Source organism: Henriciella aquimarina (assembly GCF_002088975.1).
In the GTDB taxonomy this organism is placed as follows: domain Bacteria; phylum Pseudomonadota; class Alphaproteobacteria; order Caulobacterales; family Hyphomonadaceae; genus Henriciella; species Henriciella aquimarina.
On sequence record NZ_NCST01000038.1, the window covers coordinates 114,995 to 127,570 of the forward strand.

Below are 12,576 nucleotides of genomic sequence, written 5' to 3' on the forward strand. Positions count from 1 at the left end.
AGGCCCGGTCATCACCCCTGGGGCGCGAGAGCACGCGCCCCTTTTTTTGTCCGCTGAAAGGGCTCAGACCAGCGCGCTGGCGATCCAGTAGGTCGCGCCCGCCGCGATATAGGCCAACCCGAGCAGGTAGGCGAAGCCGAAGCCTGTCCACGCCCAGCTATTGGTTTCCCGGCGCATGGTGGCCAGCGTCGCGAAACATTGCGGGGCGAAGACATACCAGGCGATGAAGGCGAGCCCCGTGGGCAGGCTCCAGGCATTCTGCAGCACCGCCGCCAGACCCTGGATATTCTCTTCCCCGCCCTGCACGGCATAGACGGTGCCCAGTGCGCCAACCGCGACTTCACGCGCGGCAAAGCCGGGAATAAGCGCAATCGCGATTTCCAGGTTGAAACCGATGGGCGCCAGGATGGGCTCGATCAGCGCACCGATCTGGCCGGCAAAGGTCTCGCGCAAGCTGCCGGCACTGGCCGGATAACTCGCCAGGAACCAGAGGCCGATTGAGGTCGCGAGGATAATCGTCCCGGCCCGGCGCAGGAAGGCGCTCGCGCGCATCCAGAGCCCGGCGAAGAAATCCCCAGCATTCGGCACCTTGTAGCTCGGCAGCTCCAGGATCAGCGGCTGCACGCCGCCCGCCGTCAGCGTGCGTTTCAGCACGAAAGCCACCGTGACCCCGCTGATGACGGCAAACATGTAGAGCCCGAACATGACCAGTCCCTGCAGCCCGAACGGGCCGACCGAGGTGGGCGGGATGAAGGCGGCAATCAGCAGCGTGTAGACCGGCAGCCGCGCCGAACAGGTCATCAGCGGCGCGATCAGGATGGTGGTGATCCGATCGCGCTCCGAGCCGATCACGCGGGCCGCCATGATGCCGGGAATGGCGCAGGCAAAGCTCGACAGGAGCGGTATGAAGGCCCGGCCGTTCAGCCCGACCCGCATCATCAGCTCGTCCATCAGGAAAGCCGCGCGCGCCATATAGCCCGAGGCTTCCAGCAGCAGGATGAAGCTGAACAGGATGACGATCTGCGGCAGGAAGACAATGACACTGCCGACCCCGGCAATGATGCCGTCGGTCAGCAGGTCGGCCAGCCAGCCCTCCGGCAGCAGCGTGGCGACACTGGTCTGCAGCAGCCCCATGCCGGCCTCGATGCCGTCCATGAGCGGCGTCGCCCAGGAGAACACCGCCTGGAAGACGAGAAAGAGCAGACTGAACAGGATCAGCGGGCCGGCGAAGGGATGCAGCAGGACCCGGTCCAGCTTGCGGGTCATCATATTGCCAAGCGGCTCGGACACGATCGCCGCCTTCGCCATGCGCCGGGCCTCGGCCTGCAGCGTCTTGAGCGGGATGGTCTCGTCCAGATTCGGGCGGGCGGACTCCAGGTCATCCAGCCGCGCCTCGACCTCCTCGACAAGGGCGGCCCGTCCAGCCGAACGCGTCGCCCGGCAGGCCACGACCGGCACGCCAATCTCACGCGAGAGAGCGTCGAGATCGAATTCGAGGCCGTCGCGTTCGGCGAGGTCGATCATGTTGACGACCACGATCATGGGCAGGCCGAATTCGCGCGCCTGCAGCACGGTGTGCAAATGGGTCCTGAGCGTCGCCGCCTCGACGAGGACGAGCAGAAGGTCGGGGCGCGAGACGGTCGCACTTTGCCCGCCAATGACCTCGAGCGCGACATCGGCATCCTTGCTGCGCGAGGCGGTGCCGTAAATGCCGGGCAGATCGTACAGGGTGATCTCGCGGCCAGAGGGCAGCGTCATGGCGCCCGCGCGGACCTCCACCGTCGCGCCCGGATAGTTGGCGACTTTCGAGCGACCGCCCGTCAGCCCGTTGAACAGGGTGGACTTGCCGCAATTGGGCGGCCCGACGAGCGCCACCATACGGCGCGTTCCCGCTTCAGCCGCCGGTTGCTCTTCCCGGGTGCGATCGTCAGCCAGCACCGTCATTCTGCCAGCTCGATCGTGATGGCCCGGGCCTCATCGAGGCGCAGCGCCACCAGCGTCTCGTTCAGACGGAAGCAGAGTGGCCGGCGGCCGAGCGGGCCGGTGTGCATGAGCTCAACCGTATCGCGCTCGGCAAACCCGATCTCGCGCAGCGCCATTTCAAGCAGGGCATCGGTGTCGGAAATGGCGACAATGGTGGCCGGTTGGCCGAAGGTGAGGCTGTCGAGTGTCACGGTAAGGATGGCCCATTTATTCGTTTGAAGACGGTCAAGACTCTACAAGAAAATATATCTGCAAATAGTTCTTATTTACATGCAGCGAAGTGACACAGCCCTGCATAAAAACAGTCTTCGACATGGGAGGAAAAGGGCGTTCGATCCGGCGACAGCCTGCCTGTGAGGCAGGCCAAAAACTCGTTACATCGGCTCGTCGTCATCCATCAGGATACGGTATTTCGCCCCGTCCGGGTCATCGAACTGCCCGCTCCTTGCTGCCCAGATAAAGGCCAGCAGCCCCAGCCCGCCAAGGCCGAGCGCAATCGGGATCAGATAGATCAGCACACTCATGATGCGCGCCTTTTCCACACAGCCGGACGGATCGCGTTCAGCGTCACGATAATGGACGAGGACGACATGGCAATCGCCGCGACCAGCGGGGTCGCGAACCCGGCCACCGCGACCGGAACGGCAATCATGTTATAGAGCGCGGCCAGGCTGAAATTCTGCAGCATGCGCAGACGTGCGCCGCGCGCCATGTCGACAATGCTGAGGATCGCGTCGAGACCCGCGCCGGTATAGACCGCATCGCTCGCCGACTGGCTGACATCCATCGCCCCGCCGGGCGCGAGCGAGGCGTGCGCCAGCGCGAGCGAGCCGGCATCGTTGAGCCCATCGCCCACCATCAGGACCTTGCGGCCTTCATCCCGCAGTGTTTCGAGCCGCTTGGCCTTCTCGGCGGGGCTCGCCCCGGCCGTCCAGTGCGACACACCGAGGCGGTTGGCGACATCGGCCACAGCCGGTTCACGGTCTCCTGAGAGGATTTCAAGACTGAGCCCGCGCGCCTTCAGCTGTTCGGCAAGCTGCTCGGAGCCCGGCCGCAAAGCATCCTCGAAGTCGAACCGGTGCGCTGGACCGCCGGCTTCGCTGTACCAGATGTGCAGCTTGCCATCCTCGGCGGCTTCGCCGGCGCCGGCCCACTCAGCCGAGCCGAGCCGGGTGCGAACCCCGTCAATCTCTGCTTCGAGCCCGAGGCCCGGATATTCCGTCACATGGGCAGCGACCTGTCCCGCCCCGGCGGCCTTCACCAGCGCGCGCGACAGCGGATGACGCGAAGCCCGCGCCAGACGGGCGGCCCGCAAGACAAGGTCCTGTGGCGCAGAGCCGGGCACCAGTTCGGCCTCGCCGAGCGTCAGCGTGCCGGTCTTGTCGAACACCACATGGTCGCAGGTCGCCAGCCGCTCCAGCGCATCTCCGGACTTCAGGAAAACGCCCTTGCGGAAGAGCCGGCCCGAGGTGACGACCTGAACGACAGGCGCCGCCAGCGCGAGCGCGCAGGGGCAGGTAATGATCAGCGTCGAGACCGCGATCATCAGCGCCTCGCGCGCACCGATGCCGGCCAGCATCCAGCCGATAAAGGTCAGCGCGGCGGTGGTGTGAACCAGCGGCACGTAAAGCGAGACCGCCTTGTCGGCGATCCGACGATAGCTGGAGCGGCGCTGCTCGCCTGCTTCCAGCATACCGGCAATATCAGCCAGCAGCGAGTCGGCGGCCGGTGAGATGGCGCGCCCGCGGATCGACTGGCCCAGATTGACCGTGCCCGCAAAGAGGCGGCTGCCCGGCGCGATGGCACGCGGCAGCGCTTCGCCGCTCACCAAGCTTTCATCGACTTCACCCGTGCCCTCGACGATATCCATATCGACCGCCAGGCGCTCGCCAGGCGCGACCAGGATCATGTCGCCAGCGGCAATCTCGCTCGCCTTGGCCGAGCGCGCCGTGCCGTCGGCCTCAAGCCGGGTGACCGAGCGCGACTGCAGCGCCGCGAGGTCATGCGCGGCGAGATGCGCGCGCCGGCGCAGGCGGGCATCGAGAAAGCGCCCGATCAGCAGGAAGAAGAGCAGCATGACCGAGGCATCGAAATAGGCATGCTCGCCACCCCGGATCGTCTCCGCCACGCTGACACCAAGCGCCAGCAGGACGGCCAGCGAGATCGGCACATCCATATTGGCATGGCCGCGCTTCAACACGTTCCAGGCAGACTTGAAGAAGACACGGCCGGAGAACGCCGCCGCCGGCAGCGCGATCGCACCGGAAATGGCATGCATGGCCCGCCGCGTCGTCTCGCCCATCTCGCCATGCCCGGCCCAGACAGAGACCGAGAGCAACATGATGTTGGCGGCGGCAAAGCCCGCCACGCCCATGGCGATCAGCAGGTCGCGCTCCTCGCGTTTGGCGGCTTCCTCGCCGCGATCCGGATCGAAAGCCGAGACGCCATAGCCGAGATCGGAGACGGTCGCGGCAATCCGGTTGGCGTCCAGCGACCCGGTCCAGGTGACATCGAAGCGGCCATTGGAGAGGTTGAGCCTCGCCTCGCTGATGCCGGGCAGCGCTTTTACCGCGCCCTCGATCTTGGAGAGGCAGCCCCCACACTTCGCCCCGCGCACTGAAAGGCTGAGCGCTTTCAGGCCTTTCTTCGTGGTCACGAACGCCGACACATCGCCTTGGCTGTCCTGCGATGCGGGCGCCAGGCCACTCGGACAGCCCTGTGCGGGAATATCCGTCATGGCGTTCATGAGACGCTCACCACCTTCTTCGCGGTGAAGGCCGCATCGCTGGTCGTCGACCGGGCTTCGATCTCGATATCCCACTGGCCGCTGGCGAGTTCAGGCAGGGTCGCCTCATAGCTGCCCCGGTGCCCGCGCACGGGCGTCAGGGTGACGGTGGTATCGCTCGCCGTCGTGGCCAGCCGGCGCAGGGTGGCCTTTACCTCCAGCATGGAGAGCGGCGCCCCGCCCTCGTCTGCCGCCTCGACGCGCAGGACAGAAGACCCTTCGCCGACGAGCCCGGCCCGCATGGTCCAGCCAAGCGCGTCCTGGGCATGGCGGGCCTCGATCTTTTCATTGTAGTTGAGGCCCTGGAGATAGGACTTCTCGACATCCTCACCGGGGAAGCTGGTCACCGCCGAATACACGAAGAAGCCGTTTACCGTGAACATCACCCCGAAGAAGGCGAGCATGATGAGCAGGACATGCCAGCCCTTGAGTTTTGCATCGGGGTCCTGGCGGTATTGAGGGGAAGTCGCCATGATCAGTCTCCAGCCATGAAGGATGTGCGGTTGGTGTGAACCTCGCCGGTTGCGGTGTCGGTGAGGGTGAGGCGGAAATACTGCCGCCCGTCAGCCTTGCCCTCGGGCACCGTCACCAGCATGCGGTAGCGGTCAACGCCGTGAGAGGCCACTGGCAGGATCAGCCGGTCGTCCGCGGTGTCCTCCAGGCCGACCACTTCGATCTCGAGGCCCTGGATCCCGCTGGCCAGCAGCAGCATCTCGCGCGCCTCGCCCGACTTGTTGACAAGCTTCAGCGTATAGCCATTGCGGATATCGCCATTCGAGAGGCGGACATAAGGCGGCGAACGGTCCTTGAGCACATTCACCTCGAACGTACCGCGGCTGAACAGGCCAAAGGCCATCAGCGAGGCGATCGAGACGATCAGGAAGGCGTAAAGCACGGTCCGCGCACGGACGAGCCGGTATTTCGGTGTCTCGCCCACGGCCCGCTGCGCCACAGCGACATCGGTGTCATAGGCGATGAGCCCGGTCGGACGGCCGACCTTTTTCATCATCTCGTCGCAGGCATCGATGCAGAGCGCGCAGTGGATGCATTCCAGCTGCGAGCCGTCGCGAATGTCGATGCCCATCGGGCAGACCTGGACGCACTGCTTGCAGTCGATGCAGTCGCCACGGCCGTCCCAGCCCTCGCCCTTGCGCAGCGGACCGCGCGGCTCGCCCCGGTCATAGCGGTAGGTGACGTTCAGTGCGTGCTCGTCGGTGAGCGCGGCCTGGATGCGCGGCCACGGGCAGAGATAGGTGCAGACCTGCTCGCGCATTGTGCCGGCGAGCGCATAGGTCGTGAAGGTGAGGATGCCGGCGAACCAGTAGGCCGAGAGCGGCGCCTCACCGATGAAGAAGGTCTGGGCGATCATCCGCGCATCATGGAAGTAGAGGATGAAGGCCCCGCCCGTCAGGAAGGCGATGATCAGCCAGACAATATGCTTGCCGACCTTGCGCCAGGCCTTGTTGAAGCTCCACGGCTGATGGTCCAGCCGCATGCGCTTGGCCCGGTCGCCCTCAAAGGCGCGTTCGACCCAGATATAGAGGTCGGTCCACACCGTCTGCGGGCAGGCATAGCCGCACCAGACCCGGCCGAACAGCGAGGTCACCAGGAAGAGACCAAGCGCCGCCAGGATCATCAGGCCGGCGAGGTAATAGGCTTCCTGCGGCCAGATCTCGATGCCGAAGAAGAAGAAGCGTTCCCCTCCAAAGTCCGCGAGCACGGCCTGGTCCGGCACCCCTGCCCCACGCTCCCAGCGCAGCCAGGGCACGAGGTAGTAGATGCCGAGCAGGATCGCCATCGCCGCCCACTTCACCGTCCGGAACTTGCCGTGGGCAAGCTTCGGATAGATCTGCTTCCGCTTGGAATAGAGGTCCTGCGGCGGCGGGACGGGCGGCGGGGATTTGGACGATATGAGGGAAACGCGGTTCATGGGTCTGGCGCCTATTCTCCGCCACCAAGCGAGTGGACATAGACGGCAAGCGACTTGATCGTGGCATCGTCCAGACGCTCGCCCCAGGCCGGCATGTGGGCATTCCGGGCATTGTAGACGGTGTTGTAGATGTCACGATACTCGCTGCCGAACTGCCAGTTCTGGTCCGTCAGGTTCGGGGCACCGACAGAGCGGTCGCCCTTGCCTTCATCGCCGTGGCAGGTCGCGCACTGGGCCGCGAAGATGTCGGCCCCGCGGGCGGCGGCGTCTTCATCAACCTCATCATGGCCCGAGATCAGCAGGACATGGCTGACCACATCATCGATCTGCGAGGTGGTCAGCAGCCCGTCGCGGCCAAAGGCCGGCATGGCCGAGAACCGGGTCTCGGGATCTTCCTCGTGGCGGATGCCGTGACGGATGGTCTGCTCGATGCCGTCCAGCGTGCCCGACCAGAGCCAGACATCGTCGGCCAGCGTCGGATAGCCCTTGGCGCCCCGCCCGCCAGCGCCGTGACAGGTCGCGCAATTGTCGCCGAAGGCGCTCTCGCCGGCCGCCATGGCGAACTGCTGCAGCGAGCGGTCCGTCTGGATTTCCGACAGGCTCGCATTGACGAGCATGCTGCCTTCCTCGGCCCGCGCACTGCGCAGCGCTTCGACCTCGTTGGCAACGTTCACCCGGTCGGAATGGCCGCCGATACCGCGCGTATTGGTGCCAAGGCCCGGCAGGGCCGGAATGGCCGGCATGATGACCATGTAGACCAGCGAGAAGGCGATCGTGGCGTACCAGATGTAGAGCCACCAGCGCGGGAGCGGATTGTTCAACTCCTTGATGCCGTCCCATTCATGGCCGGTTGTTTCGACCCCGGTCGGCTGATCGATATCCTTGTTATGGTCACTCATCTCCGGGCTCCCGGTCTTGAAGAGGAAGTTGGGCAGCCTCGTCGAAGCGCTTCTGATTGCGCGGCCACAAGGCGTAAACGAGAACGACGGCAAAGATCGCGAAGAAGTAGATCAGACCGCCGGTTTGCGCGAAACGGGAAAGATGTTCGTACACGGATATCCTCCTTAGCGCCGGTTCATCAGGTCTTCGGCTTCGTAGGTGGAGAAATCCACCAGCGTACCGGTCATCTGCAGATAGGCGACGAGCGCATCCATCTCGGTGATCCGGTCCGGATCGAGGTCGAAGTCACGGATCTGGACGGTGCCCTCACGGCCGGACGCTTCGGTATAGCGGGCCGTCAGCGCATCCTGCTCGTCGAAATAGGCCTCCGGGTCCACCTGGGCGACGAGGTCGGCCTTGGCGTTCTCGATCATCTCATCGGTGTAGGGAACACCAACCATGCGCAGCGCTTTCAGATCCGCCTCTATGTTGTCGTAATCAAGAGACTTTTCCGCGAGGAAGGCATAGGGCGGCATGATCGATTCCGGCACCAGAGCACGCGGGTCGATCAGGTGGTCGACATGCCACTCGTCGGAATACTTCCCGCCGACCCGGGCCAGGTCCGGCCCGGTCCGCTTGGAGCCCCACTGGAAGGGGTGGTCGTACATCGACTCCGCAGCCAGCGAATAGTGGCCATAGCGTTCCACCTCGTCACGCAGCGGGCGCACCATCTGCGAGTGGCAGACATAGCAGCCCTCGCGGAGATAGATGTTGCGGCCGGCCACTTCGAGCGGGGTATAGGGGCGCATGCCTTCCACCTTCTCGATGGTGTTCTCCATATAGAAGAGCGGAGCCATCTGGATGATCCCGCCGATCGACACCGTAATCAGGATGGCGATCGTGAGGATAAGCGAGTGGCGTTCAAGGACGCCGTGATTGTTGAGAAGTCCCATGGTCTTCACAGGCTCCTATTCGGCAGGTTGGAGGGAGGCAGCCGCCGGCGGGTTGCTGACAGCAGGCGCGTCGGCGGGCTGGTTGATGCGCTCATGGCCCATCGCCGTCCGGACGAGGTTGTAGGCCATGATCAGGGCACCGCTGAAGTAGAGCAGCCCGCCCACCATACGGATGATGTAGCTGATGTGCTTGGCCTCGACGGTTTCCACGAAGGCATATTCGAGGAAGCCGAACTCGTTATAGGCACGCCACATCAGGCCTTCCATGATCCCGGCGAACCACATCGACACGATGTAGAAGACGATGCCGATGGTCGCGAGCCAGAAGTGCCATTCGACCAGCGCGATGGAGTAGAGGCTTTTGCGCTTCCAGAGCCACTGCGTCAGGCAGTAGAGCGCGCCGAAGGAGATGAAGCCGACCCAGCCGAGCGCACCCGAGTGCACGTGGCCGATGCCCCACTCGGTGTAGTGGCTGAGCGAGTTCACCGCGCGGACCGACATCAGCGGGCCTTCGAAGGTCGACATGCCGTAGAAGGCGAGCGAGACGACCATCATGCGGACCACCGGATCGGTGCGCAGCTTGTCCCAGGCGCCCGACAGGGTCATCACGCCGTTGATCATGCCGCCCCAGGAGGGCATCCACAGCATGATCGAGAAGGTCATGCCCAGCGTCTGCGCCCATTGCGGCAGCGCGGTGTAGTGCAGGTGGTGCGGACCGGCCCAGATATAGATGAAGATCAGCGACCAGAAGTGCACGATGGACAGCCGGTAGGAATAGACCGGACGGTTCACCCGCTTCGGAATGTAATAGTACATGATCGCCAGGAAGCCGGTCGTCAGGAAGAAGCCGACGGCGTTGTGGCCATACCACCACTGGGTCAGCGCGTCCTGGACGCCGGAGAAGAGCTGGTAGCTCTTGGACGAGGCCAGCGACACCGGCAGCGACAGGTTGTTGACGATGTGCAGCATCGCGATGGTCACGATGAAGGACAGGTAGAACCAGTTGGCCACATAGATGTGCGGCTCCTTGCGCTTCCACAGCGTGCCCAGGAAGATGATCAGATAGGTGACCCAGACAATGGTCAGCCACAGATCGGCATACCATTCCGGCTCGGCATATTCCTTCGACTGGGTAACGCCCATCAGATAGCCGGTGGCCGCCAGGACGATGAAGAGCTGGTAGCCCCAGAAGACGAACCATGGCCACATGCCGCCAAAGAGGCGGGCGCGTGTGGTGCGCTGGACGACGTGAAAGCTGGTGGCCAGAAGGACGTTACCGCCAAACGCAAAAATCACCGCCGAGGTGTGCAGCGGCCGCAGGCGCCCGAAATTCGTGAAACCCCACTGTTCGAAATAGAAGAGATTCGGCCAGGTCAGCTGCAGGGCGATGACGATGCCGACGAGAAGGCCGGCAATACCCCAGAACATCGAGGCGAAAACGCCGAACTTGACCAGCGTATCTTCATACTTGGTCTCGTCGAACGGGTCGCGCCCCTCGAGCTTGCCGGCCCAGAGGCCGATCCCGACCAGCCAGGCAGCGAGCGCAAAAAGGAAGATGGTCGCATGAACGCCCATAAGGCGGTCCATGGCGTTAGCGGCGATATAGATGGACAGGATGGCAAAGACGCCCAGCAGGCCTGCAACGCTTGCCGTGCTGTTGTCCATCCCGCCCCGCTTGAGTGTGGCAGTGCTCACCAGGTTTCCCCTCAGTCTTCTCCCCAGCCGCACCTGCAGCCTGAATGGGGCGTTCCATTGATGAGCGAGGGAATAAATGAGTGCGTCAAAAGCCAACATAAGGGGTCATACGTATGGGCCAGCCTGTCGCAGCGTGGCTTATTCCGGCCGAAGAGGAGACCACGACCATGCTTCGTCTGACTGTATTTCTTGCCGGGTTCATTCTTGCCGCCGCCGCGCTGCCGACGGTGCTGGAGCATCATGCCCGCGCCGAGATCATGCAGCTGGCCTGGTGCTCGTCATCGGGCGGGGCCGGCCCGGCCGGGACCGGGTTTTTCGGCATGCACTGCATGGCCTGCCCTGTGCTGCTGGGCAGCATCGGCCTGATGATCGTCAGCCCGTTCATCCACTCGATCCGCCGCTTCGCGCTTCTCCGGGCTAGCGGCAAATGACCACAATCCTCCCGCCGTCTATACAGCACATGTTGACCTCCTGCCCCCGCTTGGCGCATTGCATAGCGTGGATAGGCGGAGGTGCGTGCGCTGGTTCGGCAGGAACTGATATACGATATGGCGGAGATGGACGTTGACGCGCTCCATCAGCACTTCCGGTCGATTCTCCAATCGGTGCCGGATGCCATGGTCGTCATCAATGATGCCGGCATCATCACCGCGTTCAGCCGCGCGGCGGAAGCGCTGTTCGGCTATGAGGCCAATGAGCTGCTCGGGCAGAATGTCAGCATCCTCATGGCGCCGACCGACAAGGCGCAGCACGACGAATACATCATGCGCTACCTCCGCACGGGTCAGCGCCGCATCATCGGCATCGGCCGCACGGTCACCGCGCGCCGGTCAGATGGCACTCTTTTCCCGATCGACCTCAAGATCGGCGAAGCAAAGATCGGCGACCACTATCTCTTCACGGCGTTCATGCGGGACCTGACAGAACAGCGGCGAAACGAATCGCGGATGAAGGCCCTGCAGGCAGAGCTTGTGCATTTCTCGCGCCTGAGCTCCGTCGGCACCATGGCCTCGGCGCTCGCGCATGAGCTCAACCAGCCGCTGACGGTTGTCACCAATTATCTGGAAGCCGCCCGCGACCTGCTCAATTCGCCCGATCCCGACACGATGAAAATGGTCCAGCAGGCGCTGGACGAAGCCGCCAAGCAATCGGTTCGCGCCGGCCAGATCGTGCGCAAGCTGAGAGACTATGTCTCGCGCGGCGAGATCGAGAAACGCCCCTCCCCGCTCGTCCCGCTGCTGGGCGATGCCGTGGCGCTGGTGCATGCCGAAACCAGCAGCTCACCGGGCCGCATCGAGGTCAGCGTCGAGGAAGATGTTTCCAGCGTTCTGGCCGATCCGATCCAGATCCAGCAGGTCGTCATCAACCTCGTCCGCAACGCCCTGGAGGCCATGGCCGACCAATCCGACCGGCACATAAAGATCCATGCCGAGACAGCCGATAGCGGTCTTGTCATGATCTCGATCGAGGATAACGGGCCCGGCATCTCCAAGGATGTCGCCGAACACCTCTTCAAGCCGCTAGCCAGTTCGAAAACGACCGGAATGGGGCTTGGACTATCCATCTGCAAGACGATAATAGAAGCTCATGGCGGCACGATCGAAGCCATGCCTGCGGAGACAGGCGGCACACGCTTCGTGTTCACCCTGGAAAAGGCCGAAGAAAGACAAGACCCCTCAGAAGATTAATGAGTGAATCAGACAAACCCCTCGTTCATCTCGTCGACGATGATGAAGCCATTCGCCATTCCGCCAGTTTCATGTTGCGCCTGGCCGGTTACCGCGTCCAGACACACAAGGATGGCGTGAGTTTCCTCGATGACCTGCCGCGCATGGAAACCGGCTGCATCCTGCTCGACGTGCAGATGCCCAAGATGAGCGGCCTTGCCGTCCAGAAGGAGCTGAATGCCCGCGGTGTCGACATGCCGGTGGTCGTGTTGACCGGGCATGGCGACGTATCGGTCGCAGTGCAGGCCATGAAGGCCGGCGCCATGAACTTCGTCGAGAAGCCGTATGAGAAACAGGTGCTTCTCAACGCGCTGGAAGATGCGTTCGAAGAACAGAAGAACCGCTCCATGGGATCGCTGCAGAAGGCCGACGCGGAAAAACGCCTGGCCCATCTCACACCGCGCGAAACCGAAGTGCTGGAAGGGCTGGTCGACGGGCTGACCAACAAGGCCATCGCCAACTCGCTCGACATTTCCCCGCGCACCGTCGAGATCCACCGCGCCAACATGATGGAGAAGCTCGGCGTGGACAATCTGTCCTCCGCGCTTCGTATCGCCTTTGCCGCCGGCCTCGGCGGCTAGGCGCGAGACCCGTTCCGGCTCTTGTGCCGCCCGCCGTCACCGC

13 protein-coding genes are annotated in these 12,576 nt (G+C 63.7%); 3 read left to right on the plus strand and 10 right to left on the minus strand.

All coding sequences use genetic code 11. The annotated features are described in order from the left end of the window. Positions 1-63: 63 nt before the first annotated feature. The 10 genes from feoB to ccoN form a co-directional block, all read right to left on the minus strand. Positions 64-1,944 carry a ferrous iron transport protein B gene (feoB, locus tag B8784_RS05915; protein WP_233355991.1) on the minus strand — a complete coding sequence of 627 codons (1,881 nt, stop codon included), beginning with the start codon at positions 1,942-1,944 and terminating at the stop codon, positions 64-66. Continuing rightward, positions 1,941-2,174 (minus strand): FeoA family protein, encoded by a 234-nt coding sequence (locus tag B8784_RS05920; protein ID WP_158085601.1) that lies wholly within the window; start codon positions 2,172-2,174, stop codon positions 1,941-1,943. Before B8784_RS05920 ends, feoB begins: the two co-directional genes overlap by 4 nt. A gap of 183 nt (positions 2,175-2,357) precedes the next feature. Beyond that, complete coding sequence (gene ccoS / locus B8784_RS05925) at positions 2,358-2,507, minus strand: cbb3-type cytochrome oxidase assembly protein CcoS (protein WP_084396674.1); 150 nt, start codon at positions 2,505-2,507, stop codon at positions 2,358-2,360. After that, positions 2,504-4,729: a heavy metal translocating P-type ATPase gene (locus tag B8784_RS05930; protein WP_233355992.1), complete on the minus strand. Its 2,226-nt coding sequence runs from the start codon at positions 4,727-4,729 to the stop codon at positions 2,504-2,506. The genes ccoS and B8784_RS05930 overlap by 4 nt, the downstream gene beginning before the upstream one ends. After that, positions 4,726-5,241, minus strand: a complete 516-nt coding sequence (locus tag B8784_RS05935) for a FixH family protein (protein WP_084396675.1) — start codon at positions 5,239-5,241, stop codon at positions 4,726-4,728. Before B8784_RS05935 ends, B8784_RS05930 begins: the two co-directional genes overlap by 4 nt. A 2-nt stretch (positions 5,242-5,243) precedes the next feature. Continuing rightward, the gene (gene ccoG, locus B8784_RS05940) at positions 5,244-6,698 is read right to left on the minus strand and encodes a cytochrome c oxidase accessory protein CcoG (protein WP_084396676.1); all 1,455 of its coding nucleotides are present in this window, start codon (positions 6,696-6,698) and stop codon (positions 5,244-5,246) included. Positions 6,699-6,709: 11 nt separating this feature from the next. Beyond that, positions 6,710-7,597, minus strand: a complete 888-nt coding sequence (gene ccoP / locus B8784_RS05945; protein ID WP_084396677.1) for a cytochrome-c oxidase, cbb3-type subunit III — start codon at positions 7,595-7,597, stop codon at positions 6,710-6,712. Next, on the minus strand, positions 7,590-7,751 hold the full coding sequence (locus B8784_RS05950) for a cbb3-type cytochrome c oxidase subunit 3 (protein WP_084396678.1): 162 nt from the start codon (positions 7,749-7,751) through the stop codon (positions 7,590-7,592). Before B8784_RS05950 ends, ccoP begins: the two co-directional genes overlap by 8 nt. Before the next feature lie 11 nt (positions 7,752-7,762). Continuing rightward, the gene (gene ccoO / locus B8784_RS05955; protein ID WP_084396679.1) at positions 7,763-8,530 is read right to left on the minus strand and encodes a cytochrome-c oxidase, cbb3-type subunit II; all 768 of its coding nucleotides are present in this window, start codon (positions 8,528-8,530) and stop codon (positions 7,763-7,765) included. A 15-nt stretch (positions 8,531-8,545) separates the two neighbouring features. Next, positions 8,546-10,195, minus strand: a complete 1,650-nt coding sequence (gene ccoN, locus B8784_RS05960; RefSeq protein WP_143435325.1) for a cytochrome-c oxidase, cbb3-type subunit I — start codon at positions 10,193-10,195, stop codon at positions 8,546-8,548. A 197-nt stretch (positions 10,196-10,392) separates the two neighbouring features. Between ccoN and B8784_RS05965 the strand changes: the two genes are divergently transcribed. The 3 genes from B8784_RS05965 to B8784_RS05975 all read left to right on the plus strand — a co-directional run bounded on the left by B8784_RS05965 (position 10,393) and on the right by B8784_RS05975 (position 12,533). Further along, positions 10,393-10,656 (plus strand): hypothetical protein, encoded by a 264-nt coding sequence (locus B8784_RS05965; RefSeq protein WP_143435319.1) that lies wholly within the window; start codon positions 10,393-10,395, stop codon positions 10,654-10,656. A gap of 117 nt (positions 10,657-10,773) precedes the next feature. Continuing rightward, on the plus strand, positions 10,774-11,913 hold the full coding sequence (locus B8784_RS05970) for a sensor histidine kinase (protein ID WP_084396682.1): 1,140 nt from the start codon (positions 10,774-10,776) through the stop codon (positions 11,911-11,913). Next, the gene (locus tag B8784_RS05975) at positions 11,913-12,533 is read left to right on the plus strand and encodes a response regulator transcription factor (protein WP_084396683.1); all 621 of its coding nucleotides are present in this window, start codon (positions 11,913-11,915) and stop codon (positions 12,531-12,533) included. The genes B8784_RS05970 and B8784_RS05975 overlap by 1 nt, the downstream gene beginning before the upstream one ends. Positions 12,534-12,576: the final 43 nt, after the last annotated feature.